Source organism: Sphingomonas sp. (assembly GCF_019635455.1).
Taxonomy (GTDB): Bacteria; Pseudomonadota; Alphaproteobacteria; order Sphingomonadales; family Sphingomonadaceae; genus Sphingomonas.
Map to the genome: position 1 here is coordinate 112894 of NZ_JAHBZJ010000003.1, position 24417 is coordinate 137310.

The 24417-nt window shown below is 66.9% G+C and carries 22 protein-coding genes; 12 read left to right on the plus strand and 10 right to left on the minus strand.

Going from position 1 to position 24417, the window contains the following annotated elements:
- Positions 1 to 30 precede the first annotated feature (30 nt).
- The 4 genes from KF783_RS05325 to KF783_RS05340 form a co-directional block, all read right to left on the minus strand.
- The gene (locus KF783_RS05325; protein ID WP_294077164.1) at positions 31 to 645 is read right to left on the minus strand and encodes a hypothetical protein; all 615 of its coding nucleotides are present in this window, start codon (positions 643 to 645) and stop codon (positions 31 to 33) included.
- 78 nt (positions 646 to 723) lie between these two features.
- Complete coding sequence (locus KF783_RS05330) at positions 724 to 2163, minus strand: AMP nucleosidase (protein ID WP_294077166.1); 1440 nt, start codon at positions 2161 to 2163, stop codon at positions 724 to 726.
- 92 nt (positions 2164 to 2255) lie between these two features.
- The gene (locus KF783_RS05335; protein WP_294077168.1) at positions 2256 to 2510 is read right to left on the minus strand and encodes a hypothetical protein; all 255 of its coding nucleotides are present in this window, start codon (positions 2508 to 2510) and stop codon (positions 2256 to 2258) included.
- 111 nt (positions 2511 to 2621) lie between these two features.
- Positions 2622 to 3101 (minus strand): peroxiredoxin, encoded by a 480-nt coding sequence (locus tag KF783_RS05340; RefSeq protein WP_294077170.1) that lies wholly within the window; start codon positions 3099 to 3101, stop codon positions 2622 to 2624.
- Positions 3102 to 3210: 109 nt separating this feature from the next.
- Here KF783_RS05340 and KF783_RS05345 point away from each other — a divergent pair, with 109 nt between their 5' ends.
- Positions 3211 to 3771: a YqgE/AlgH family protein gene (locus KF783_RS05345; RefSeq protein ID WP_294077172.1), complete on the plus strand. Its 561-nt coding sequence runs from the start codon at positions 3211 to 3213 to the stop codon at positions 3769 to 3771.
- A 43-nt stretch (positions 3772 to 3814) separates the two neighbouring features.
- On the opposite strand, the gene KF783_RS05350 is transcribed toward KF783_RS05345, so the two are convergent.
- Entirely contained in the window at positions 3815 to 4417 is a 603-nt protein-coding gene (locus KF783_RS05350; RefSeq protein ID WP_294077173.1) for a hypothetical protein, read from the minus strand.
- A gap of 159 nt (positions 4418 to 4576) precedes the next feature.
- Between KF783_RS05350 and ahcY the strand changes: the two genes are divergently transcribed.
- The 11 genes from ahcY to KF783_RS05405 all read left to right on the plus strand — a co-directional run bounded on the left by ahcY (position 4577) and on the right by KF783_RS05405 (position 19812).
- Positions 4577 to 5983 carry an adenosylhomocysteinase gene (gene ahcY, locus KF783_RS05355; protein ID WP_294077175.1) on the plus strand — a complete coding sequence of 469 codons (1407 nt, stop codon included), beginning with the start codon at positions 4577 to 4579 and terminating at the stop codon, positions 5981 to 5983.
- A gap of 214 nt (positions 5984 to 6197) precedes the next feature.
- Positions 6198 to 8468, plus strand: a complete 2271-nt coding sequence (locus KF783_RS05360; RefSeq protein ID WP_294077547.1) for a PAS domain-containing sensor histidine kinase — start codon at positions 6198 to 6200, stop codon at positions 8466 to 8468.
- The gene (gene tsaE / locus KF783_RS05365; RefSeq protein WP_294077177.1) at positions 8468 to 8920 is read left to right on the plus strand and encodes a tRNA (adenosine(37)-N6)-threonylcarbamoyltransferase complex ATPase subunit type 1 TsaE; all 453 of its coding nucleotides are present in this window, start codon (positions 8468 to 8470) and stop codon (positions 8918 to 8920) included. The genes KF783_RS05360 and tsaE overlap by 1 nt, the downstream gene beginning before the upstream one ends.
- A 23-nt stretch (positions 8921 to 8943) precedes the next feature.
- Positions 8944 to 9912 (plus strand): phosphotransferase, encoded by a 969-nt coding sequence (locus KF783_RS05370; protein ID WP_294077548.1) that lies wholly within the window; start codon positions 8944 to 8946, stop codon positions 9910 to 9912.
- A 20-nt stretch (positions 9913 to 9932) separates the two neighbouring features.
- A complete protein-coding gene (locus KF783_RS05375) occupies positions 9933 to 10670 on the plus strand; it encodes a nucleotidyltransferase family protein (protein WP_294077550.1) in 738 nt (245 codons plus the stop codon).
- Positions 10663 to 13614 (plus strand): double-strand break repair protein AddB, encoded by a 2952-nt coding sequence (gene addB, locus KF783_RS05380; RefSeq protein ID WP_294077178.1) that lies wholly within the window; start codon positions 10663 to 10665, stop codon positions 13612 to 13614. Before KF783_RS05375 ends, addB begins: the two co-directional genes overlap by 8 nt.
- Positions 13601 to 17026 (plus strand): double-strand break repair helicase AddA, encoded by a 3426-nt coding sequence (gene addA / locus KF783_RS05385; protein WP_294077180.1) that lies wholly within the window; start codon positions 13601 to 13603, stop codon positions 17024 to 17026. The genes addB and addA overlap by 14 nt, the downstream gene beginning before the upstream one ends.
- Before the next feature lie 51 nt (positions 17027 to 17077).
- Positions 17078 to 17404 (plus strand): thioredoxin, encoded by a 327-nt coding sequence (gene trxA, locus KF783_RS05390; protein ID WP_294077182.1) that lies wholly within the window; start codon positions 17078 to 17080, stop codon positions 17402 to 17404.
- 31 nt (positions 17405 to 17435) lie between these two features.
- A complete protein-coding gene (gene hflX / locus KF783_RS05395; RefSeq protein ID WP_294077184.1) occupies positions 17436 to 18728 on the plus strand; it encodes a GTPase HflX in 1293 nt (430 codons plus the stop codon).
- Positions 18725 to 19387, plus strand: coding sequence for a peptidylprolyl isomerase (locus KF783_RS05400; RefSeq protein ID WP_294077186.1), 663 nt, complete (start codon positions 18725 to 18727; stop codon positions 19385 to 19387). Before hflX ends, KF783_RS05400 begins: the two co-directional genes overlap by 4 nt.
- 77 nt (positions 19388 to 19464) lie before the next feature.
- Entirely contained in the window at positions 19465 to 19812 is a 348-nt protein-coding gene (locus KF783_RS05405) for a hypothetical protein (protein WP_294077187.1), read from the plus strand.
- A 9-nt stretch (positions 19813 to 19821) separates the two neighbouring features.
- Here KF783_RS05405 and mazG read toward each other — a convergent pair whose 3' ends face one another.
- From mazG to metG, 5 genes are read right to left on the minus strand one after another with little or no spacing between them, the layout of a single operon-like run.
- On the minus strand, positions 19822 to 20661 hold the full coding sequence (gene mazG / locus KF783_RS05410; protein WP_294077189.1) for a nucleoside triphosphate pyrophosphohydrolase: 840 nt from the start codon (positions 20659 to 20661) through the stop codon (positions 19822 to 19824).
- Positions 20662 to 20683: 22 nt separating this feature from the next.
- Positions 20684 to 21319 (minus strand): TIGR02281 family clan AA aspartic protease, encoded by a 636-nt coding sequence (locus KF783_RS05415; protein ID WP_294077190.1) that lies wholly within the window; start codon positions 21317 to 21319, stop codon positions 20684 to 20686.
- Positions 21316 to 22080, minus strand: a complete 765-nt coding sequence (locus KF783_RS05420; protein ID WP_294077192.1) for an MBL fold metallo-hydrolase — start codon at positions 22078 to 22080, stop codon at positions 21316 to 21318. Before KF783_RS05420 ends, KF783_RS05415 begins: the two co-directional genes overlap by 4 nt.
- The gene (locus KF783_RS05425) at positions 22077 to 22856 is read right to left on the minus strand and encodes a TatD family hydrolase (RefSeq protein WP_294077194.1); all 780 of its coding nucleotides are present in this window, start codon (positions 22854 to 22856) and stop codon (positions 22077 to 22079) included. Before KF783_RS05425 ends, KF783_RS05420 begins: the two co-directional genes overlap by 4 nt.
- A complete protein-coding gene (metG, locus tag KF783_RS05430) occupies positions 22853 to 24397 on the minus strand; it encodes a methionine--tRNA ligase (RefSeq protein WP_294077196.1) in 1545 nt (514 codons plus the stop codon). The genes KF783_RS05425 and metG overlap by 4 nt, the downstream gene beginning before the upstream one ends.
- Positions 24398 to 24417: the final 20 nt, after the last annotated feature.

The following is a 24417-nucleotide window of genomic DNA, read 5'->3' on the forward strand; positions in this document are numbered from 1 at the left end:
GCCGTTTTCACGTTCGTCGCGCGGCTGCGATCAGCTTTTCGCCTTGCCCTTCGGTTTGTCGGCGGGGGTGTCGGTCGGGCCGCCGCCGCCTTTCTGAACCGCCATGAAGATGCCAGCCACCGCCGCGCCGATCGCGGCCGCGCCGCCGATCAGCGAGGCGAAGAAGTTGCGGTCGCCCATCCGCTCGCGGGTATCGGAAACGAACTGCGCCGGCGCGGAGTCGGTGACGCTGTGCGCCGCGGACTGTGCCGCCGCGGACACCTTCGACGCAGCCTTGCCCGCTGCCGCCCTGGCGCTCGACGCGGCAGACTTCGCCGCACTCGCCGCCGCCTTTGGCGTGGACGGTTTCGTACCGGCGCCAGCAGCCGCCGGCTTGCGCGGTGCCGCTTTCCGGCGGGGCGGAGGTGCCTTTGCCGTCGCGGTGGTGCCACCTGCTGCCTTGGTCGCGGTGGACTTCGCCGCCGGGGCCTTGGCTGGGGCGGCCTTCGCGGTGGTCGCCTTTGCCGGGGCCTTCGGCTTGGCAGCTGTCTTGGGCTTTGCGGCAGTCTTCGCCGGTGCCTTGGCGGTCTTCGCCGCCGGCGCCTGGATGTCGGTCGCCGGCGTGTCGGCTGCCTTGGTCTTCGATTTGCTCGGGGCCTTGGCCATCACGATACTCCATTGGTTTCGTGTCTGTAACCAACCTGACGCAAATCGGTTTCCCGCGTCAACGAAAAGCGGTCAAGATTACCGGAATGGCGGCTCGTTGAATGCCCGCAACTTGCGCGAATGGAGCTTTGCGCCCTCACGGCGCAGTTCCTGGCACGCCTCGATTCCGATCTTGAGATGTTCGGCGATCGCGCGCTCGTAAAAGCGATTGGCCTGTCCGGGCAGTTTCAGCTCGCCATGCAACGGCTTGTCCGACACGCACAGCAACGTGCCATATGGCACGCGGAAGCGATAGCCCTGCGCCGCCAGCGTCGCGCTTTCCATGTCCACGCCGACCGCGCGGCTGAGCGAGAAGCGCAATGCGGACCGCGAAAAGCGCAGTTCCCAGTTGCGGTCGTCGGTGGTGACGATGGTGCCGGTGCGCAGCCGCCGCTTGAGTTCGTCGCCCGACTGCCCCGACACCGTCTCCGCCGCCCGTGCGAGCGCCTGTTGTACCTCGGCGATCGCCGGCACCGGGATTTCCGGCGGCAGCACATCGTCCAGCACATGGTCGTCGCGCAGATAGGCGTGAGCCAGCACATAGTCGCCGATCCGCTGGCTGGGCCGCAGACCGCCGCAATGGCCGATCATCATCCATGCCTCCGGCCGGAGCACGGCGAGATGGTCTGTGATCGTCTTCGCGTTGGACGGCCCGACGCCGATATTCACCAGCGTGATGCCGCTGCCGTCGGCGGCCATCAGGTGCCATGCCGGCATCTGGTGCCGGCGCCACGCGCCGTCGGTCAGCAGCGTATCGGGATCGTCACCCGCCTTGATGACGATGCCGCCCGGCCCGGACACACCGGTAAAGCGATTGTCCGTCGCCAGCTGGGCGCAGGCATAACGAACGAATTCATCGACATAGCGGTGATAGTTCGTAAACAGAATATATTGCTGCGTATGTTCGGACGGCGTGCCGGTATAATGCCGCAGCCGCGCCAGGCTGAAATCGGTCCGCAGCCCGTCGAACAGGGCAAGTGGGCGCGACGTGTCGCCGCTGACCCAGGTGCCGTCGGCGATTTCGTCGCCGATATGCGCCAGTTCGGTGGCGGGGAAATGCCGGGCGAGTTCCAGCGCCGAAACCTCGTCCAGCCGCAGCGCGTGACCGGGGTCCAGCACATAGGGGAAGGGGATTTCCTGCCGGCCCGGCGCGGCGGTCACCTCGACATCATAATCCTCGATCAACAGGGTCAGCTGTTCGACGATATAGCTGGCAAAGGTTGCCGGCTTGGTCACGCTGATCGCATAGTCGCCCGGCGTTACCAGCCGGCCAAAGGAACGCGGCGGCGTCGGCCGGTCCACCTCGTTGCGATAGGAAACCCTGATCTCGGGATAGGCGAAGCTGCCGTCACGGCGGCGCTCCGGGTCGGGCGCGACGCCCCTGGTGAGATAAAGGTCGAGGGCCTCCCTCAAGCGATCGACGGAGGCGGTGTAGAGCCGATCCAGTTCGGCGACGATTTCTTCTGCTTTCGTTGTCATCTTCCGCCGCTAGTGCGGTAAAATGACATTGGCAAGACCGTCGCATGGCGGGAAAGCGGCGCGCGATCGGCTTCGCGCGCCGCCTGCGCGCCTCAATCGGCGGCGTCGTCCTTGTCAAGCAGCTTGCTGACGCCAAAGGCGGCGCCCGCGACTGCCGCGGCTGCGCCCGCCGCGATCGCGGCTGCGGCGATCGGGTTCTTCTTCGCGGCATCGACCACATCGCCAAACGCTTCGGAGATGGTCTCTCCGGCTTCGTTCAGCGCGTCTTTCGCCTGATCGATCAGCGATTCCTCAGGGGCATCGGCCGGGGTGGTGGTCGCGGTCGCGGGGCTGGTTTCGTCCATCATGTCGCTTGTCTCCATCTCTGATCGATCAACATCCTCGGTGCGCGCCGGTTCCCCGGTCAACGGAAAAGCGGCGCGCGACCGAAAGCGTCAGCCGGGCAAAAGCCCGGGCGATCACATGTTTTCGAGGAGATACTCGGCGGAACTGACCTTGAACTCGCCCGGCGCCTCGACGTGCAGCTGCTCGACGACACCGTCATTGATGAGCATCGAAAAACGCTGACCGCGCGTACCCATGCCGAACTTGCTGCCGTCCAACTCAAGCCCGACCGCCTTGGCAAAGGCGCCATTGCCGTCCGACAGCATCGTGACGTCGCCCGCGTCGGCGCTCTTGCCCCATGCGCCCATCACGAACGCGTCGTTGACGGCGGTACAGGCGATTTCGTCCACGCCCTTCGCCTTCAGCTCGTCGGCCTTATCGACATAGCCGGGCAGATGGCGGGCGGAGCAGGTGGGGGTAAAGGCACCCGGGACCGAAAACAGCGCCACCTTGCGACCCTTGAAGAATTCGTCCGACTGCACCGGTTCCGGGCCGTTGTCGGTCGGCTTGATAAAGGTGGTGCTCGGCACGCGGTCGCCGACATTGATGCTCATGCTGCTCTCCTCTGAGGTCCGCGAAAATGCGGTCGCGCTTCAATTGGCGCGTGATGGCGGTTTTTCAAGCGGTGGCGGAGCCGGTCGGACCCCGATATGACGTGCAGGCATGGAGTCCACTGCGTATCTGACCGGACAGATCCTGCTCGCGATGCCCGGCATCGGCGACCCGCGGTTCGAACGGGCCGTGATCGCGATGTGCGCACATGACGCGCAGGGCGCGCTGGGCATCGGGATCGGGGAGGTGATTGCCGGGCTGACCTTTCACGAGCTGCTCGGCCAGTTCGATATCGATCCGGGCAATGTCGCCGACGCCCCCGTTCATGCCGGCGGTCCGGTGGAGCCGCGGCGCGGTTTCGTCCTCCATTCGACCGACTGGGCGGGACAGGATACGATCGATGTCGCCGGGCGCTGGGGACTGTCGGGCAGCATCGACGTGCTGCGCGCGATCGCGGAACAGCGTGGGCCGTCGCGGTGGCTGGTCGCGCTCGGCTATGCCGGCTGGGGCGAGGGACAGCTGGACGGTGAGATGACGCGCCACGGCTGGTTCAACATCGCGGGCGATGCGGCGATGTTGTTCGACGTCGATACCCACGCGCGCTGGGAAAGCTGTTTCCGCAGGTCTGGCATCGATCCCCGCCTGCTCGCGAATGATGCGGGCAATGCGTGAAGCGTGAGCTGCGCGACGCGTGAGCGATGCCGGCCCGATGTGCTCAGGGATCGCCGGGCAGCGGCGGCTCGATTCGGACGATCGGCCGCACGACACGCACGCGGATCATCGAATCGACGCCCGGGCGCCGACACATGTCGGCAACGCCCTCCACCGCCAGTTCCTCCTTGCGATGGATATTGCTCAGCTTGAATCGGACATGCGTCGCACATGCTTCCGGTCCGCCCTTTTTCGGCATCGCAACGGCCATGAGGGGCGGAAGCGAAGCACTCAGCTTGTTGCGGCTCCATGAGGGGTCCGAACCCGACGCGCCGATATCCTTCGCGACGAAAAAGCCGGTCAGGCGATAATCGCGATTGGCGTTGACCAGCACCAGGCACCCCTCGCGCTCGCAATAGCGCTCTCCCTTCGCGGCGGCGATCAGGCGACCCGCCATCGCCTTCGCGACGACTTCGGCCTGGCCTGGGGTGGTGTAGGTGGCGGGGCGCACGGTGTTGGGATCGGGCAATCCCATCACGTCATTGTCGTCGGGTCGCCCATATTCATCGACGCGGGTCGATTGGGTCTGCGCCGACGCGATGCCGGACGAAAGGGCGAGGACAAGGAACAGGATACGCATGACCACCTCAATGGCGGTGGAGATCATCGCGGGGTGTGGCGCGCCCTCTGTCGCGCGTCAATCGCGACGGGTCATATAAAGATATCTTTATGTTTCATTTGCGCGCAACCGCGAAAGCGGTTAGGGGGCGCGGCGTGCCGCCGGCTGTTTCCGGCGCGACGTTTCAATTTTTCCGGAGAACATGTCGTGGCCACCGTGCTCGAAAAGAACGATTACGTGATCAAGGACCTCTCGCTCGCCGCGTTCGGTCGCAAGGAGATCGAGATCGCCGAAACCGAAATGCCGGGCCTGATGGCGCTGCGCGAGGAGTTCGGCGCGAGCAAGCCGCTGAAGGGCGCGCGCATCACCGGGTCGCTGCACATGACGATCCAGACCGCGGTGCTGATCGAAACGCTGGTCGAACTGGGCGCGCAGGTGCGCTGGGCGACCTGCAACATCTATTCGACGCAGGATCACGCCGCCGCCGCGATCGCGCAGGCGGGCATCCCGGTCTTCGCCGTGAAGGGCGAGACGCTGGAGGAATATTGGGATTACGTCATCCGCATCTTCGACTGGGGTCAGGACCAGACCGCCAACATGATCCTCGACGACGGCGGCGACGCCACCATGTTCGCGCTGTGGGGCGCGCGCGTCGAGGCGGGTGAGGAGCTGTTCACCCCGTCGAACGAGGAAGAGGAAATCTTCGTCGCGACGCTCAAGCGTTTCCTGGCGGAGCGTCCCGGCTACCTCACCAAGTCGGTGCAGACCATCAAGGGCGTGTCGGAGGAAACCACCACCGGCGTCCATCGCCTCTACGAGCTGTCGAAGAAGGGCAAGCTGCCGTTCCCGGCGATCAACGTGAACGACAGCGTCACCAAGTCGAAGTTCGACAACCTGTACGGCTGTAAGGAATCGCTGGTCGATGCGATCCGCCGCGCCACCGACGTGATGCTGGCGGGCAAGGTCGCGGTCGTTGCCGGCTTCGGCGATGTCGGCAAGGGTTCGGCCGCCTCGCTCCGCAATGGCGGCGCGCGCGTCCTGGTCACCGAAATCGATCCGATCTGCGCGTTGCAGGCGGCGATGGAGGGCTATGAGGTCGTGACGATGGAAGAGGCTGCCCCGCGCGCCGACATCTTCGTCACCGCGACCGGCAATGAGGGCGTCCTGACCGTCGATCACATGCGCGCGATGAAGAACATGGCGATCGTGTCGAACATCGGCCATTTCGACAGCGAGATCGAAATCGCCGGCCTCAACAACATGAAGTGGACCGAGATCAAGCCGCAGGTCGACGAGGTCGAGTTCCCCGATGGCAAGAAGATCATCGTGCTGTCGAAGGGCCGCCTGGTGAACCTGGGCAATGCGACCGGCCACCCGTCCTTCGTCATGTCGTCGAGCTTCACCAACCAGGTGCTCGCGCAGATCGAACTGTGGACCAAGTCGGACGAGTATAAGAACGACGTCTATGTCCTGCCCAAGCATCTCGACGAGAAGGTCGCGGCACTCCACCTCGACAAGCTGGGCGTCAAGCTGTCCAAGCTGAGCCAGCGCCAGGCCGATTATATCGGCGTCCCGGTCGAGGGGCCGTTCAAGCCCGACCATTACCGCTACTGATCGTCCCCGGACGAACGAATTGGGGCGTGGCCGGCATCGGCCGCGCCCCTTTTCGTGTCCGCTTCGTGCCGAAGGGAACGAGGCCATTGCCGCCCATGAGACAGGCCCCTAAGACCCGCGGCATGAGGAGCCGGACGGCGTGACCGAATTGTCGCAGAGCGCGCTTGCGATCGCCGGCGGCGTTGTCGCGCTGCTGCTGTTCGCGGGCGCGGCGATGCTGGCGATGGGCCTGCGCGCGCGTGGCGAGGCGCGCGCGATCGGGGACGCCAATCGCCGGCTACAGTCGCTGACCGAGGCGGCGCCGATTCTGGCGATGGTGGTACGTGCCGATGGTCGCGTCGAAATGCCCGATGCGCTGGTCCGCGTGCTGGGCTTCGCGCAGCCGCCCGCCATCCTCTCCGACATCATCGGGAACGAGGCGGTGCTCTCGGTCGAGGATTCGCAGGCGCTCGAAGCGGATATCGCGGCCGCGCAGCGGGCCGCACGCCCGTTCCGCCGCACCGTGCGCGCGCGGGAATCGAGCCGCACCCTGCTGGCGATCGGCGCGCGCGCGCCGGACGCCCTGCGCGCACCGGGTGGCGTCGTCATCTGGTTTTTCGACGCGACCGAATCGCAGGAGGAGGTTACGCGGCTGTCCACCGAGGCGCGGCGCTATCGCGACGCGTTCGAGGCGCTGACCGGCCTCATTCAGGCCGCGCCGATGCCGATGTGGTATCGCGATCCGTCCCTGAAGCTCGCGATGGTCAACTCTGCCTATGTGAAGGCGGTTGGCGGTCGCGATGCGGAGGCCGTCGTGGCCGCGCAGACCGAACTGGTCGATATTTCCGCGCCGGGCGGGCCGCTGGCGGGTGCGGGGACGGCCCGCGAATCGAAGCGGCCGCAAATGGCGACGCTGCCGGTGACGATCGCCGGCGCACGGCGCACGCTGCAAATCCACGATGTCCCGCTGCCGACGGGCGGGGTCGCCGGCTATGCCGTCGATGTCGAGGATCTGGAACAGGCACGATCGGGGATCAAGCGCGCCGGGGCCGCACAGCGCGCGATGCTCGATCGCCTGTCCGCGGGTGTCGCCCAGTTCGCCGCAGACCGCAGCCTGGTCTTCTGCAACCAGCCGTTCCGCCGGCTCTTTGAAATGCGCAACGAGTGGCTGGCCGACCGCCCGGAATTCGATCGCGTGCTCGAACGCATGCGTGAGGCGAACCGGCTGCCGGTGGTTCGCGACTTTCCGGGGTGGAAGGCGGAGCGGCGCGGATGGTTTCAGGCCGGCGACAGCGCACAGGAAGAGAATTGGACGCTGCCCGGCGGGAACCACCTGCGCGTGGTGGCGCAACCGCTTCCCGAAGGCGGGTTGCTGCTGATCTTCGAGGATCTGACCGAACAGGTACAACTGGCGAGTGCGCGCGACACGCTGCTGCGCGTCAGGACGGCGACCTTCGACAATCTGTTCGAGGCGCTGGGTGTGTTTGCCTCCGACGGGCGATTGCAGCTGTGGAACAACCGTTTCCGCAGCCTGTGGGGCTTCGACGAGGCGTTCGTCACCGCCCATCCACGCGTCGATGCGCTCATCAAACAGGCGGCTCCCCGGCTTGCCAACCCGCAACGTGCGGCGCTGATCGGCGAGCTGGTCCGTGCGGCCACCGTCGAGAGGCAGCAACGTGGCGGATCGATCGAATTCGCCGATGGCCGGCAATTCGAGGTCGCGGCCGTGCCGCTGCCCGACGGCAACGCGCTGTTCACGATGCTGGACATCACCGACCGTCGGCGGATCGAAAATGCGCTGCGCGAACGCAATGACGCACTGGAAGCGGCGGACCGGGTCAAGACCGCCTTTGTCGCCAATATGAGTTACGAGCTGCGCACCCCGCTCACCTCGATCAAGGGGTTCGCCGAGATGCTGCATGGCGGCTATGCCGGCGAACTCTCTCAGAGCGCCGTCGAATATGCCGAGGCGATCCTCGATTCGGTCGGACGGCTGGGCGATCTGATCGACGATGTCCTCGACCTGACGCGCGAAGGGGACGCGATGGTGCGCGAGCCGATCGACCTGGAACTGGTCGCTCGGGGCGCGGCGGAGCATATTCTACCCGCTGCCACGGCGCGGCGAATCGAACTGGTGGTCGATATTCAGGGGAGCGCCGGCGCGATCACCGGCGACGCGCGCCGCATCGGCCAGGCGATCGAGCATCTGTTGCGCCATGCGGTCGGTGCGACGCGCGAACACGGCCGCGTGCTGCTCCATATCGATGGCACCGATCAGCGCGCGCGCATCATCGTGTCGGATGACGGGCCGGGCATGTCGAAGGACGCGATCGCCCGCGCCTTCACCCGCTTCGTGCAGGCCGGGGTGAGCAGGAGCGGGGATCGCGCGCTGGGCCTCGGCCTCCCGCTCGCCAAGCAATTTGTCGAGGCGCATGGCGGCAGGATCGAGCTGGTGTCGGAGCCGGGCGAGGGGACGATGGTGATCGTCGATCTGCCACGCGGATGATGCGGCTGGAGAATGCGGCGGCCAGCGAGGCGCTGGGCCATGCGCTCGCCGGCGTCGTCGGCCCGGGGGACATCGTTGCGCTATCGGGTCAGCTGGGGGCGGGCAAGACGAGCATCGCGCGCGGATTGCTCGCCGCCCTTGGCCTGGAGGGAGAGGCGCCCAGCCCCAGCTTCGCGATCGTTCAGCCCTATGAGCCGCCGGAGACGCGGTGTCCCGTCCTTCATGTCGATCTGTACCGGCTCGACGATCCGGAGGAGATCGCCGAACTGGGTCTGGATGACGCCCGGCATGACTCGCTGCTGATCGTCGAATGGCCCGAACGGTTGCCGGATTCGGCATGGGCCGATGCGCTGTGGCTGACCCTGACGATCATGCCGGACGGCGCGCGCGCCTTGACAGCGCGGGTGCCGGCGGCATGGAAGGACCGATGGCCCCTGAACCTTCCCCTGTGACGCCCGCGCCTTCGATTCCCGACATGAACCCGCCGCCATCCGCGCCGGGATTCCTCGATCGGCTGGGCTGGGGCGATGGCGAAATCCTGCCGCTGGCGGGGGACGCCTCGTTCCGCCGCTATTTCCGGGTGCAGGCGCCGGGCAGGACGGCGATCCTGATGGATGCCCCGCCGCCGCATGAAGATCCGCGCCCGTTCATCGGCATCGCCCGCTGGCTGACGGGGAAGGGGTTTGCCGCGCCGACCATCTATGGCGAGGATCTGGCCGAAGGGCTCGTGCTGCTTCAGGATTTCGGCGACGCGCGAATGCGCGAAACGGTCGATGCCGCGCCGGAGAGCGAACTGCGCCTCTATGAAGCGGCGGTCGATCTGCTCATCCGCCTCGCGGACCATGGCGCGGCCGAGATCGGCGCCTATGACATGCGCGTCTATCACCAGGAAGCGGCGTTGTTCACCGACTGGTACTGCCCCGCCGTAGGGCTGGACGTCGATGTCGCCGGCTACCGCGCCGCGTGGGAGGAGGTGCTGGCCCCCGCGCTCGACTGCACGCCGGTCACGGTGCTGCGCGACTATCATGCGGAGAACATCATGCTGATCGAGGGGAGCGAAACGCTCGGCCTGCTCGATTTCCAGGACGCGCTGGCGGGGCATCCGGCCTATGACCTCGTCTCGCTGCTCCAGGATGCCCGGCGCGACGTGCATCCCGATCTCGAGGCGGCGTTGCTCGACCGCTATCGCCGGATCACCGGGGCCGCGCCGGCCTTTTTCGATGCCTATCACGTCCTGGGCGCGCAGCGGAATGCGAAGATCGTCGGCATCTTCACCCGGCTGTGGCGGCGTGACGGCAAGCCGCGCTATCCGGGCCTGTGTCCGCGCGTGTGGACCTATCTCCACCGCGATTTGAAGCATCCCGCGCTCGCGCCGGTCGCGGCATGGTTCGATGCGAATGTACCGATGCATTTGCGCGGCGATCCCATGAAGGTGACGGCGTGACCGCACGCAAGACTCTGGCGATGCGCCCGACGCTCGCGGCGCGGGTCCCGCGCACCGCGATGGTGATGGCGGCCGGGCTGGGCAAGCGGATGCGGCCGCTGACGGCGACGCGCCCCAAGCCGCTGGTGGAGGTCGCCGGAAAGCCGTTGATCGACCATGTGTTCGATCGCCTGCGCAGTGCCGGGGTGCAGCGCGCGATCGTCAACGTCCACTATCTGGCCGACGCACTCGAAGCGCATGTCACCCATCGGGTGAAGGATGTCGAGGTGGTGGTGTCCGACGAGCGCCGGCAGCTTATGGAAACCGGCGGCGGGCTGGTGCAGGCGCGGGAGATGATCGGCGACGAACCGTTCCTGTGCGTCAACAGCGACAATCTGTGGGTCGACGGGCCGATCGACGCGATCCGCCAGCTTGCGGCGGCGTGGGACGACGAGCGGATGGACGCGCTGTTGCTGCTCGTTCCCCTCGCCCGGGCGCATTGCCATCGGGGCCAGGGCGATTTCCACCTCGACGCGTTCGGGCGGATCGTCGGGCGGCGAAAGCCGGGCCGGCTGGCCCCCTTCGTCTTTACCGGCGTCCAGATCCTCTCACCCCGGGTGATCCGCGACTGGCCGGAGGGGCCGTTCTCCACCAACCTGTTCTGGCAACGCGCCATCGATGCCGGGCGCGCATGGGGGCTGGTCCATCAGGGCCTGTGGTTCGATGTCGGCACGCCCCAGGCGATTGCGGCCACGGAGTCGGTGCTCGCCGATGGGTGAAGGGCGGGGCCTTCACCTCTTCTCGATCCCGCCGCACCGGGCGTTCGCCGATGCGCTCGCCCAGGGCCTGATCCGCCGGTTCGGCGGCGACCCGATGCAGCTTGCGCGCGGCATCATTCTGCTGCCCACCAATCGCGCGCGGCGGGCGATCACCGACGCATTCGTGCGGGCGAGCGGGGGCGGACTGCTGCTGCCGCGACTGGTGGCGATCGGCGATCCCGACCTTGACGAGGCGGCCGGGCCGTTTCTCGACCCCGTCGATGATGACGATCCCGTCCCGCCGGCGGTCGAGCCGTTGCAGCGGCGGCTGATCCTCGCGCGGCTGGTGCAGGCAGCTGATCGCGACGTGGATGCAGCCGAAGCCATCCGCCTTGCCGGCGATCTCGGCCGTACGCTCGATCAGTTGCTGGTCGAGCAGGTCGATCCACGCCGGATGCGCGATGTTGCCCCCGGCGAACTGTCGCAGCACTGGCAACACTCGCTCGATCTATTCGAAATCATTCTGAGTAAATGGCCACAAGAGCTTGTTTCTCTTGGGCGAATAGATTTGGCGGAACGGCGCAACCGCCTGCTCGACCGGGTTGCCGCGCGGTGGCAGGGGGCGCCGCCGGGCCGCTTCGTCTGCGCCGCCGGTATCACCACGGCGGCACCCGCCGTGGCGCGTCTCCTGAAGGTCGTTGCAGCGCTGCCCAACGGGATGGTCGTGCTGCCCGGGGTCGATCTGGCGATGCCGGATGCCGAATGGGACATGTTGGGACCGTTCGATCCCGAAGCGCGGGGGGAGGGGCGGAAGCGGCCACTTGAAACCCACCCGCAATTTCATCTGAAGCTGCTGCTCGAGCGGATGGGGGTCCAGCGCCGCGAAATCGCGCCCTGGAAAGTCGCGACCGAACTCGATGCGCGGCCCGCGCGGAGCGCCGCGATCGCCAGCGCGATGATGCCCGCGGCGCTGACCACCGGCTGGAGCGCGATGGATGCCGCCGCCCGGCGCCTGTCGAACGTCCGCGCGCTGGAGGTCGCAACGCCGGCGGAGGAGGCGCAGGCGATCGCGCTGGCGCTGCGCGAGGCGCTGGAGACCGAAGGGCGCACCGCCGCGCTCGTCACTCCCGATCGCGCATTGGCTCGCCGCGTCGCCGCGCATTGCGCGCGCTGGGGGATCCAGATCGACGATAGTGCCGGCACGTCGCTGTCCAGTCTTCCGCCCGGGACCTTGTTGCTCGCACTTGCCGAGGCGGCGGCGCAGGCGTTTGCGCCCATGGCGCTGCTGACCTTGCTCAAACATCCGCTGGTGGCGGCGGGGGACGCGCGTCTCGCCTGGCTGGAGGGTGCGCGGCGGCTCGACCTCGCGTTGCGCGGGCCGCGCCCGGCGCCGGGACTTTCCGGCCTCGACGCGCATCTTGCCGATGCCGATGCGCGCGATGCGAAGCTGCGGGCGGCTGCCGCGCCCTGGTGGCGCGAGGTGCGCCCGATGCTCGAACCGTTGGAGGCGATGTTCGCGGGCGGCGCGGCGCCGCTGCCGGCGATGCTCGCGCAACTGCGTGACACCGCCAGCGCACTGTGCGGCGACGCCGTCTGGTCGCGCGCGGAGGGGCGGGCGGCGGCGAGCCTGCTCGACGATCTGGAACGCCAAGCGCCGCATGGACCCGCGCTTGTCGAGCCGGCGGATCTCGCCGCGATCCTGCGCACGGTGACGGACGAAGTCGCGGTGCGCCCGGTTCAGGGGGGGCATCCGCGCCTCGCCATCTACGGCCTAATCGAGGCGCGGTTGCAGACCGCCGACCTGATGATCCTGGGCGGGCTGAACGAAGGCGTGTGGCCGGGCCTGCCCGCGCCCGACCCGTGGCTTGCGCCGCGCATCCGCGCCGAACTGGGCCTGCCCGGCCTTGAACGACGCATCGGCCTGGCCGCGCACGATCTGGCGATGGGCCTCGGCGCGCGGGAGGTGCTGCTGACCCGTGCGCGTCGCGACGCCAGCGCGCCGACCATCGCCTCGCGCTTCTGGTTGCGGCTGGAAGCGCTGGCGGACGGTCTCGATCGCGCGTCGCGGCTGGCCGATTGGGCGCAGGCGATCGACGATCCCGGCGCACCCGAACCGGTCGCGCGGCCCGAACCATGTCCGCCGGCGGCGGACCGCCCGCGTCGTATCTCGGTGACCGAAGTCGATCGGCTGAAGGCGGATCCCTATGCCTTCTACGCGCGGCGGATGCTTCGGCTCACGCCGCTTGATGCGGTCGATGCCGATCCCAGTGCGGCGTGGCGCGGCACTGCGGTGCATGACGTGCTGGAGCGCTGGTTTCGCGAGGATGGAGGCGATCCGGCGCGTCTGCGCCCCCGTGCGCTGTCGATGCTGGAACATGCCCCCACGCACCCGATGATGCGCGCCCTGTGGCAGCCGCGCCTGCTGGAGGCGATCGACTGGATCGTGGCCCGCCTTCAGGCGCAGGCGCAAACCGGGCGCGTCATCCTGGGCGTCGAAGGGAAGGGGGTACTCGACATCGCCGGCGTCGAGCTGAGCGGCACCTATGACCGGATCGACCGGATGGCCGACGAGTCGATCGCCATCGTCGATTACAAGACGGGCAAGCCGCCCAGCACCGCGGCGGTCCGGGCGGGGTTCAGCCTTCAGCTCGGCCTGCTCGGTCTGCTCGCGCAGGAGGGGCGGTTCGAGACGATCTCGGGAACAGCCGGCGCGTTCGAATATTGGTCGCTGGGAAAGGGGCCGAACGGATTCGGCTACGTCGCCACGCCGGTCGATCGCGATGGCAGGCACGATCGTATCGTGACCGACGAGTTCGTTGCCGTTGCACGGGACAATTTCATCGATGCGGCGCGCCGGTGGCTGACGGGGGAGGAGCCGTTCACGGCCAAGCTGCGCCCCGAATATGCGCCCTATGGCGATTATGACCAGTTGATGCGGCGGGACGAATGGTATGGCCGGGACTAGGCGCGGCGCCCTGTTGCCGCTCACGGCGACACAGACCGACGCGTCGGCGCCCGATACGCATGTCTGGCTGGCCGCGTCGGCCGGGACGGGGAAGACACAGGTTCTCGCCGCACGGGTGTGGCGCCTGTTGCTGCACGGGGCGCGGCCGGGGGCGATCCTGTGCCTGACCTTCACGAAAGCGGGCGCGTCGGAAATGTCTGCGCGCATCACCGGCCAGCTGGCGCGATGGGTCCGCGCCGACCGTGCCGAGGTCTTTGCCGACCTTGAGGCATTGGGCGAAGTGGCCGATGACGCCATGATCGCCCGCGCGCGGACGCTGTTCGCCGACGTGCTGGACGCGCCGGGCGGTCTGCGCATTCAGACGATCCACAGTTTCTGCCAAAGCCTGCTCGCCAGCTTCCCGCTCGAGGCGAACCTCACCCCGGGCTTTCGCGCGCTGGAACCGCGCGAAGAGGCGGTGCTGCGACGCGCGGCGCTGGCGGACATGCTGATTGAGGCCGAGCGAGAGGGGCGGCGGGGCGTGGCCGATGCGATCGGGGCGCTCAGCCTGCGCCTGGGCGAGGAAAAGGCCGAAGCGTTCCTGCACGAATGCGCGCGCCGGGGCGATGCGCTCGACGCGCTTCCCCATGGCATCCAGCCATGGCTGCGGCGCGCACTGGACCTGCCGACCGGCGACATCCCGGCGGAAATCGCGCGGCGGTGCGGGGACGACGTCTTCGATCGCGCTGGTCTTGCAGACCTGCTGGCGATGAACCTTGCCTGGGGAACCGCGCGTGCCGGGCATCGCGCCGCCGCGATCCAGGCGTGGATCGCGATGACGCCCGGGGATCGCGCCGCCGGGATCGGCATCCTTCATGCAGAACTCTCCAAGGGCAATTTCGCCAAGGGCTGGGTGCCGCCCGACCCCGCCTATGCCGATATCGCGGAACCGATCCATGCGGAGTGCGCCGAACTGGCCGCGTTGCAGGTGCGCGCCGCCTATGCCGATCTGCTCGCGGACGGGCTGGAGGCGGGACGCACCTATGCCCGCACCTATGCCGAGGCGAAGAAGCGGATCGGGGGGGTCGATTTCGATGATCTGATCCGCGCGACGATCCGCCTGCTGGGGCAGGAAGGGATGGGGGAGTGGATCCGCTTCAAGCTCGATCAGGAGACCGAACATGTCCTGATCGACGAGGCGCAGGACACCAATGCCGAGCAATGGGCGATCATCGATGCGATCGTCGACGAATATTTCGCCGGCGCCGGCACGCGCGGAAACCGGCTGCGTACCTTGTTCACGGTCGGCGACTATAAACAGGCGATCTACGGCTTTCAGGGGACGGATCCGGCGATCTTTCGCGCGATGCTCGATCGGTATCGGGCGCGCGCATCGGTGGCGAGCGAGCTGATCGGCCCCGACGATCCCCAGCCGGCGCCGCTCAACGACCTGTCGCTGACCCACAGCTTTCGGTCGACCCGCCCGATTCTCGAATTCGTCGATGCCGCCATCGCCAGCATGCCGCCACCGGCGATGGGCGCGCTGAGCGATCCCGAACCGCATGCCAGCGAGGTGAAAGGCCCCGGCAGCGTCACCTTGTGGCCGCCGGTCGTCGCCGGCGGAAGCGACGCGGATGAGGAAGAATGGGTCGCCGAACCAGTGCGCGAGGTCGCCCGGCGGATCGCCCGACAGGTTCGCGAATGGATCGGCACGCTGCCGATGCGGCGGGAAGGGCAGACGCTGTCGCCCGGTGACGTCATGATCCTGGTCAAGCGACGCGGGGAACTGGCCTCGCTCATCGTCGCACGCCTCTATGCCGAGGGGGTTCCCGTCGCGGGCGTCGATCGGCTGCGGCTCAACGCGCCGCTCGCGGTCCAGGATCTGCTCGCGGCGGTGCGGTTCGCGCTTCAGCCGGAGGACGATCTCAATCTCGCCACCCTGCTCGTGTCTCCACTGGTCGGCTGGACACAGGACGATCTTCTGGCGGTTGCGGCGCATCGGCGCGAAGGGTTGTGGCGGCACGTGCGGGACAGCGTCGCGGCGGAGCGCCTGGAGCCGCTCTATGCGATCCTCGCACGGGCCGATTTTTCGACGCCCTATCAGTTTCTCGAATGGTTGTTGTCCGGTCCGATCGACGCGCGGCGCCGGCTGCTCAGGCGGCTGGGCGCCGAAGCGCGCGATCCGATCGAGGAACTGCTCAACGCCGCGCTCAATTTCGAACGTGTCGCCACCCCGTCGCTCCAGCGGTTCCTCGACTGGTTCGATCGCGGCGATGTGGAGATTGTCCGCGATGCCGCCCAACCCCAGGATGCGGTGCGCGTCATGACCGCGCATGGGGCCAAGGGGTTGCAGGCGCCGCTCGTGATCCTGGCGGATGCGACGCTCAATCCGGGGGACGCGCGGCGCGACCTGCTGGGCTGGACGCCCGACGGCCATGACGGTGGGTCGATCCCGGTGATCCGGCCGCGTGCCGGCGAGCGACACGGTGCGCTGGATGATCTGATCGAGGAAACCGACCGCCGCGAGATGGAGGAGCATTGGCGGCTGTTCTACGTCGCCGCCACCCGCGCGGAGGAGCGGCTGGTGATCACTGGCGCGCTTGGGTCCAAGGACAAGGGTGTTCCCCAGCCCAACAGCTGGTACGCCACCGCAGCCGCCGCGTTCGACCGGCTGGGGGTCGCGGCGGAGGAGGGGGCGCGGTCGTTTGTCGGCACCGCGCCACAGGATCGTGTCAAGGTGGCAGCGCGCGCCGCCCCGGCAAGCGTCCCCGCGACACCCTTGCCCGGCTGGGCGCATCGCCCCGCCCCGATCGAGGCGCGTCCGCCGAGGCCACTGGCCCCGTCGGCGATCGGCGACGATGCGGTGGCCGATCCGCCGCCCGGCCCCGCGATGCGTGCGGCGGCCGAGCGGGGGCGCCTGATCCATGCGCTGCTCGAACGATTGCCGGCGATCGAACCCAGCGCGCGCGCCGATGCCGCCGAACGCTGGCTCGCCGGCCCCGGCGGTGTGAGCGACTCCGCAATCCGGCACGAAATCGCCGATGCGGCGCTTGGCGTGCTGACCGACCCGCGCTTCGATGCGCTGTTCGGGTCCGATGCGCTGGCGGAGGCGCCGATCGCGGCGGTCATCGCCGGTGGTCATGTCGTTTCGGGGACTGCCGACCGGCTGCTGGTGACCGAGCGGCGGGTTCAGGTCATCGATTTCAAGACGGGCCGGCGCGCACCGGCGACGCTGGACGACGTGCCTGTCTATCACCTGCGTCAGATGGCGGCCTATGTCGCCGCCTTGCGGGTGATCTTTCCCGATCGCGAGGTCGAGGCGGCGTTGCTCTATACTGCCGGCCCCGCGTTGTTCGATTTGCCCGACGCGCTCCTCGACGCGCACAAGCCGGGCTTGCCGATCGGGGAGCAAAGCTTCGCCTCGAACGCTTGAGCCATGCCGGCCGGCATCCTAGGTAATGGGCAACAGACAGGAGTGAACAAGATGGCCAAGGCCGTAACCGATGCGAGTTTCCAGTCCGACGTCCTTCAGTCGGACAAGCCGGTGATCGTCGATTTCTGGGCGGAATGGTGCGGACCGTGCAAGATTATCGGCCCGAGCCTTGAGGAACTGGCCGAGGAGATGGCCGACAAGGTCACCATCGCCAAGCTGAACATCGAGGAGAATCCGGACACGCCGGGTCAGCTTGGTATCCGGGGCATCCCGACGCTGCACGTCTACAAGAACGGCGAGAAGGTCGCGCAGGAAATCGGCATCCAGAACATCTCGACCAAATCGAAGCTCAAGGCCTGGATCGAGAGCGTCGTTTGATCGCACCTCGCCGGCCACCGATCGCATACGCATGAGCACCGGGTTCGACCGCGACGCGCAGGAGTTCGCGCGCGGCGCGCGGGCGGTCGTCGTCTATCCCGATCTGGGCGCGAGCACGCGCGACGCCGAGGCGCGGCTGGAAGAGACCGCCGGCCTGGCGCTGGCGATCGGGATCGAGGTGATCGAGCGGGCGGCGATCCGGGTTCGCGCTCCGAAGCCCGGAACGTTGATCGGATCGGGGCAGGTCGATTCATTGGCGGAGCTGGTTCGGGATCGCGAACTTGGCCTGGCGGTATTCGACGCCGCGCTGACGCCGGTGCAGCAGCGCAATCTCGAAACCGCGCTGGGCTGCAAGGTGATCGACCGCACCGGCCTGATCCTCGAAATCTTCGGGGAGCGTGCGCGCACGGCGGAGGGCAGGCTTCAGGTGGAGCTTGCCCATCTCGACTATCAGGCGGGCCGGCTGGTGCGCAGCTGGACCCATCTTGAGCGACAGCGCGGCGGCTTCGGCTTTCTGGGCGGGCCTGGCGAAACGCAGATCGAGGCCGATCGCCGCCTGATCCGCGACCGCATGGCGCGGCTGAAGCGCGAACTCGAATCGGTCAGCCGCACGCGGGGGTTACACCGCGATCGCCGCCAGCGCGCGCCATGGCCCGTGATCGCCCTGGTCGGCTATACCAACGCCGGAAAATCGACGCTTTTCAATCGATTGACGGGCGCTGACGTCATGGCGGAAAATCTTCTCTTCGCCACGCTCGATCCCACGCTGCGTCAGATTTCGCTTCCCGGCATCGACAAGGCGATCCTGTCGGACACGGTCGGCTTCGTGTCGGAACTGCCGACCCAGCTCGTCGCCGCGTTCAAGGCGACGCTTGAGGAAGTGGTTTCGGCCGACCTGCTCATCCATGTCCGCGACGTCGCCCATCCCGACAGCCAGGCGCAGCGAGACGATGTGGAGAAGGTGCTGGAGGAAATCGGCGTCGATCCCGCCACGCCCCGGTTCGAAGCCTGGAACAAGCTGGATCTGCTCGACGGCGAGCGGCGGGACGAACTCCTCGCCGATGCCGCGCGCCGCGACGATGTCGTCGCCGTGTCGGCGCTGAGTGGGGAGGGGGTCGATACGCTCGTCCGCACCGTCGCCGCGCGGCTGACGGAGGGGCACCGGCGTTACCGGATCACGCTCGACCCCAGCGACGGCGCGGCCGCCGCCTGGCTGCACCAGCATGGGGAGGTGGTGGAACATTGGGTCGATGGCGATCGCGCGGTCTATGACGTGCGGATGGCTCCAGCGGATTACGAACGGTTCGAGGTTCGTTCCACATGATATTGTCACGGCGTCATTTTCTGCCGTTCGTATCTCTTCTGCTCGTGACCGCCAACGCCGCGCCGCCGCCGCCCGAGCCCGCGATCATCCGGGTTCGACTCGTCACATCGGCAGGGGATATCGTCGTCGCGCTTGATGCGCGACGCGCGCCCCGCACCGTTGCGAACTTCATGCGCTATGTCGATGACGGGCGGCTCGACGGAACCGAATTCTACCGCTCCGCGCGGCGCAAGACCGATCCCAAATTGGGGTTCGTGCAGGGCGGGATCGCCACCGACGCGCGCCGCATCCTGCCATCGGTGCCGATCGAGCCGACAAACCGCACCGGGCTGCGGCATCGCGACGGCACGATTTCGATGGCTCATGGCGTCGATCCAAATTCGGGAAACGGCAATTTCTCGATCATGGTCGGGGACAATCCATCGCTCGATGCGACGGCCGGAAACGCGGGGTTCGCCGCGTTCGGGCAGGTGATCGCCGGCATGGATGTCGTTCGCCGGATATTGGCGATGCCCACCGGGGGCGGGCGGGGCGTAATGTTCGGACAGATGATCCTGAAGCCGGTCCGCATCCTTCGTGCCGAGCGGCTGGATGGAGTGGCGAGGCCGACCGGCCTGCCAAAACCCTGGCTGCTCGTGCTTCCGTGGCAGCGGAAATAGCGATAAATCGCGGTTAACTTGAAAGTCGGTTCACATTTTGGCTTGCTGCATCGCAGCATAGACACCATATTCTACGCATGACTGACAAAAGCGCGGACGCACCGGCGGGCGCAACGCCGATCGTGCTGGAGGGGATCGTGAAGCAGCGGTGCCTTTCGGCCACCTATAATCGCACCCGCATGGTTCTCGCGCCGCACATTCTCTACATGCGCGCCGGCGCGCTCTATCTCGACGCGCTGATCGTTTCGCGGGAGTTCCTCATTCCGCGCGAGGCGAAGATCGGAACGTTCAAGCTCGATGGCCTGAACGATCTGGCGCTTACCGGGCGCGGATTTGACATCAGCGACCTGTTCGAACCCGAAGCAGAGAAATATGCCGGCACGACGTTGATGGCGGTCGAACGGGGGGGCGCGGTGGCCGCATGATGCAGCCGATCAGGCTTCATCTGCCTTCACCGCCTGCCATAGCGCTTCCTGGGCCTCCAGGCCCAGGTCTGCGAACGCGTCGCCGGCTTTCGTCTCCATGGCGCGGAACCGGCGTTCGAACTTCGCATTGGCGCCCCGCAATGCGGTTTCGGGATCGACCCCCAGCTTGCGCGCCCAGTTGACGACCGCGAACAACAGGTCGCCGATCTCTTCCTGTTGCGACGCGGGGGCGGTGGCAGCCTCTACTTCGGCCAGTTCCTCGTCGATCTTCGCGCGCGCGCCGGTCGGGTCGGGCCAGTCGAACCCGGTCCGCGCCGCCCGTTTTTGCAGCTTTTCGGCGCGGGAGAGGGCGGGGAGGCCGGTCGCCACGCCGTCCAGCGTACCGCTCACCCCCTTCGCCCCCCGCTCCGCGGCCTTGATTTGTTCCCACAGATGATGCCCGCCCTCCGCGGCACCGCGAAAAATATGCGGGTGGCGCCGCTCCATCTTGTCGCATATCGCCGAAACGACGTCGGCCAGGTCGAATGCGCCGGCCTCCTGGGCCATGCGGCTGTGAAACACGACCTGGAGCAGCAGATCGCCCAGTTCGTCCTTCAGATCGGCCATATCGTTGCGCTCGATCGCGTCGGCGACCTCATAGGCTTCTTCGATCGTATATGGCGCGATCGTCGCGAACGTCTGAACCGTGTCCCATTCGCATCCGGTTTTGGGATCGCGTAGCTGCGCCATGATCGCCACCAACCGCGCGATGTCCGCCGCGCGCCCGGTCGCGGAACCCGGATGATCCGCGCGCTGATCGCCATCCTGCGCATTGGCGGGGGTGGCTGAACGGGGAGACGCCGTGCTCATATCGAAAGTCCGATAATATACATTATGTTAAATCCGTATCGCTGTCGGACTTGGCCCCCTGCGGTTCCAGGATCAGCACATTGGCCTCGACCCGCCAGGATTTGAGCCGCGAAAGAAAGTTCATTCCGATGACGTCGAGGTCACCAAAACTCGGCGCGACGAACACGGTCAGGTCGTCCGTACCCAGCGGACCGATCTGCACGCGTGACGCCTGCGCCCGGCGCGCGTCCACCGTGCCATTCGCCGTCGATACCTGGACGGGCATGCCGCGCTCGAAATCGATCCCGGCCGCCCGTGCCGTATCGGCGCTGATCGCACTGACGGTCGCGCCGCTGTCGATCAGCATCCGGCGCTCGACGCCGTTGATGGTCGCGCGCGCCCAGAAATGGCCGTCGGGCGACATGCGGATGCGAACCGTCTCGCCATCGGCGACCTGTGGTTCTTCGCCAAGGCCGACCTTCGCGCCCAGCGTCGCCAGTTGATCGCCGATCCGTTCCCGGTTGACGACTATCAGGTACAGCAGGCCACCGATGACCGCCCAGCCGACGACCGTCTTCAGGATGAATCCGATCCGCAGCCGGCGCACCGCGAGCGAACTGAGCACCAGCACGAGAAAGCCGACCAACGCGACCAGCTGGACGACCTGATCCTCGCTCAAACGAACAACTCCATTCCGTCATGGCCCGGCTCGACGCCATTGGGCAGTTCCCGCGAAAGTGTCCGATAATCCATCGAATTGTCCATATGGACCAGCACGGTTCGCGGCACGGCGCACTCCCGCGCCCATTGCAAGGTCTGGGCGAGATGTGGATGCGTGGGGTGTGGCCGGTGGCGCAGCGCATCGGCGACCCACAGGTCAAGGCCGCTGTAAAGATGCCTCATTCCCGTTGTAAATTCATTAAAATCAGTGGCATATCCTACAGATCTTTCGCCGCATTCGAACCTTAGGCCGGCCGATGTGATGCCGCCATGCGGCTGATCCACCGTTCGAATGGTGATGTCGCCGATCGTCATGCCGTCAACCAGCGGCGCGATCGTCGCGGTCGCGCGATACGGCCCACCGCCCTCGAACACATAGCGAAAGCGCGCGCGCAGCGACCGCGCCGCGGCATCGGGCGCGAATCCCGGCACCGGCCCGCCGCGTGCGTGCATCAGCTGGCGCAGATCGTCGATGCCATGGCAGTGATCGGCATGGTCGTGGGTCCAGATCACCGCATCGATATCGCTCACGCCCGCCGCCAAGAGCTGCGCGCGCATGTCCGGGCTGGTATCGACAAGCACCCGCGTCGTCGCGCTTTCGACCAGGATCGACGCGCGGGTGCGCCGGTTGCGCGGCTCGGCGGGATCGCAGGCGCCCCAGTCATTGCCGATCCGCGGAACACCCGATGAGGTGCCGGACCCCAGAATGCGGACCTTCACGCCCGCGTTTTCGCGAACAGCGTGTGGAAATTGGCGCGGGTCGCCTCCGCCAGTTGCTCAGGATCCTCACCGCGCAGCCCGGCAAGGAAGCGGCAGGTGTCCGCCACGAATGCCGGCTCCCCCGTTTTCCCGCGATGCGGCACCGGCGCCAGGAACGGCGCATCGGTTTCGATCAGCAGCCGATCGATCGGGAGTCGCGCGGCGGTTTCCTGAAGATCGCGGGCGTTCTTGAACGTCACGATGCCAGAGATCGAGATATAGAAACCGAGCGCCATCGCCCGGTCGGCAAAGGCTCCGCTCGCAGTGAAACAGTGGATGACCCCCGGATAGGCGCCCTTCCCCATCTCGTCCGCCAGAATCGCGGCGGTATCCTCTTCCGCATCGCGGGTGTGTACGATCAGCGGCAATCCGGTCTCACGCGCGGCGGCGATGTGCGCGCGAAAACTCGCCTGTTGCCGCGCCCGATCGCTGTGGTCGTAATAATAGTCGAGACCCGTCTCGCCGATCCCGACGACACGTGGATGCGTTGCGCGCGCGACCAGTTTCGCGGTGTCGATATGCGGGTGCTCATCCGCCTCATGCGGATGGATACCCACGGTCGCCCACACATCGTCCTCACGCTCGGCGGTGGCGACCACCTCATCCCACTCCCGCTCGCGCGTTGCGATATTCAGCATCGCGACGACGCCACTCGCCCGGGCGCGCGCCAGCACCTCTGGCTGCTGCTCGCCCAACCCCTTGTAATTGAGGTGGCAGTGGCTGTCGGCGAGCCTCATGCCGGCGCGCTCTGCAAGTCCAGGCGGGGGAAGATGCCGGTCGGCGGATCGAGGCGGAAACCGCCTGACGCCATGGCGTCATACCAATCCGGACCGATCGGATCGGCGGGAGTGCATTCGATCTGCGCCAGCAGTCTTTCGGCGGATTGCGGGATCACCGGCCAGATACAGATCGCCAGATCGTGAATCGCCCGGACCAGCGTCCCCAGCACGGCGTGCATCCGTTCGGGATCGCTCTTGCGCAGCGCCCACGGGGCCTGAACGTCAATATACTGGTTACAGGCAAAGACGGCGCGCATCCACGCCTCCACCGCCTGATTGAGGTTGAGGGCGGCGAAATGGGTGCGGAACTGCTCGATCTCCGCACCCACGGTGGCCGCCAGCTCGCCGTCCGCCGCATCGCTCCGGCCCGGTTGCGGCAGCACCCCCTCCAGATTCTTCGCGATGAACGCCAGCGTCCTCTGCGCCAGATTGCCGAAGCTGTTGGCCAGATCGGCATTGGCCCGCGTCACGATCGCTTCGTCGCTAAAGCTCCCGTCTCCGCCGAAATTCACCTCCCGCAACAGGAAATAGCGCAACGCATCGACGCCATAGAGGCGCGCCAGCTCGATCGGATCGACCACATTACCGGTCGATTTCGACATTTTCTCACCCCGGTTCAGGATGAAACCATGCGCAAACACCTGCTTTGGCAGGTCGATCCCCGCCGACATCAGGAATGCCGGCCAGTACACCGCGTGAAAGCGGACAATGTCCTTGCCGATCAGGTGGAGATCGGCCGGCCAGTATCTCGCCAGCGGGCCATCCATTTCCGGATAGCCGATGCCGGTCAGATAATTGGTCAGCGCATCGACCCACACATACATGACATGCCCCGGCGCATCCGGCACCGGCACCCCCCAGTCGAAACTGGTCCGCGAGACCGACAGGTCGGTCAGCCCGCCCTCGACGAATTTCAGGATTTCGTTGCGTGACCGTTCCGGCTGGATGAACTCGGGCTGCGCGGCGTAAAGATCGAGCAGCGGCTGCTGATAGCGCGACAACCGAAAGAACCAGGTCTCCTCGGCGGTCCACTCGACCGGCGTTCCCTGGGGCGACAGCTTGACGCCGCCCTCCCCCTCGGTCAGCTCCTTCTCCTCGTAAAACGCCTCGTCGCGGACCGAATACCAGCCTTCATAGCGGTCAAGATACAGGTCGCCCTTCGCCTCCATCGCCTTCCAGATCGCCTGGCTCGCAGCATAATGATCGGCATCGACGGTGCGAATGAACCGATCGTATGAGATATTAAGTTCACCAGCCATCGCACTGAAATAAGATGACATTTCATCGGCCAGTTCGCGTGGGGTCATATCGCGGCCGCGCGCCGTCTGGGCGATCTTCAGCCCATGTTCGTCGGTTCCGGTCTGAAACCGCACGTCGCGGCCCATCTGCCGCTGAAAGCGCGCGATCGCGTCTGCGGCGATCATCTCATAGGCGTGGCCGATATGCGGCTTGCCGTTCGGATAGTGAATCGCGGTGGTGATATAATAGGGTTCGGCCATGGCCGCGCTCTAGAGCAAGC

Bases quoted from the DNA above. Each gene is read 5' to 3' on its own strand.
- KF783_RS05400 (WP_294077186.1), top strand. From the start codon at position 18,725: ATGATATTGTCACGGCGTCATTTTCTGCCGTTCGTATCTCTTCTGCTC.
- KF783_RS05375 (WP_294077550.1), top strand. From the start codon at position 9,933: ATGCGCCCGACGCTCGCGGCGCGGGTCCCGCGCACCGCGATGGTGATG.
- trxA (WP_294077182.1), top strand. From the start codon at position 17,078: ATGGCCAAGGCCGTAACCGATGCGAGTTTCCAGTCCGACGTCCTTCAG.
- KF783_RS05405 (WP_294077187.1), top strand. From the start codon at position 19,465: ATGACTGACAAAAGCGCGGACGCACCGGCGGGCGCAACGCCGATCGTG.
- metG (WP_294077196.1), bottom strand. From the start codon at position 24,397: ATGGCCGAACCCTATTATATCACCACCGCGATTCACTATCCGAACGGC.
- hflX (WP_294077184.1), top strand. From the start codon at position 17,436: ATGAGCACCGGGTTCGACCGCGACGCGCAGGAGTTCGCGCGCGGCGCG.
- KF783_RS05425 (WP_294077194.1), bottom strand. From the start codon at position 22,856: ATGAGGCTCGCCGACAGCCACTGCCACCTCAATTACAAGGGGTTGGGC.
- addA (WP_294077180.1), top strand. From the start codon at position 13,601: ATGGCCGGGACTAGGCGCGGCGCCCTGTTGCCGCTCACGGCGACACAG.
- KF783_RS05340 (WP_294077170.1), bottom strand. From the start codon at position 3,101: ATGAGCATCAATGTCGGCGACCGCGTGCCGAGCACCACCTTTATCAAG.
- KF783_RS05350 (WP_294077173.1), bottom strand. From the start codon at position 4,417: ATGATCTCCACCGCCATTGAGGTGGTCATGCGTATCCTGTTCCTTGTC.
- mazG (WP_294077189.1), bottom strand. From the start codon at position 20,661: ATGAGCACGGCGTCTCCCCGTTCAGCCACCCCCGCCAATGCGCAGGAT.
- KF783_RS05325 (WP_294077164.1), bottom strand. From the start codon at position 645: ATGGCCAAGGCCCCGAGCAAATCGAAGACCAAGGCAGCCGACACGCCG.
- KF783_RS05330 (WP_294077166.1), bottom strand. From the start codon at position 2,163: ATGACAACGAAAGCAGAAGAAATCGTCGCCGAACTGGATCGGCTCTAC.
- tsaE (WP_294077177.1), top strand. From the start codon at position 8,468: ATGCGGCTGGAGAATGCGGCGGCCAGCGAGGCGCTGGGCCATGCGCTC.
- KF783_RS05345 (WP_294077172.1), top strand. From the start codon at position 3,211: ATGGAGTCCACTGCGTATCTGACCGGACAGATCCTGCTCGCGATGCCC.
- addB (WP_294077178.1), top strand. From the start codon at position 10,663: ATGGGTGAAGGGCGGGGCCTTCACCTCTTCTCGATCCCGCCGCACCGG.
- KF783_RS05360 (WP_294077547.1), top strand. From the start codon at position 6,198: ATGCTGGCGATGGGCCTGCGCGCGCGTGGCGAGGCGCGCGCGATCGGG.
- KF783_RS05370 (WP_294077548.1), top strand. From the start codon at position 8,944: ATGAACCCGCCGCCATCCGCGCCGGGATTCCTCGATCGGCTGGGCTGG.
- KF783_RS05335 (WP_294077168.1), bottom strand. From the start codon at position 2,510: ATGATGGACGAAACCAGCCCCGCGACCGCGACCACCACCCCGGCCGAT.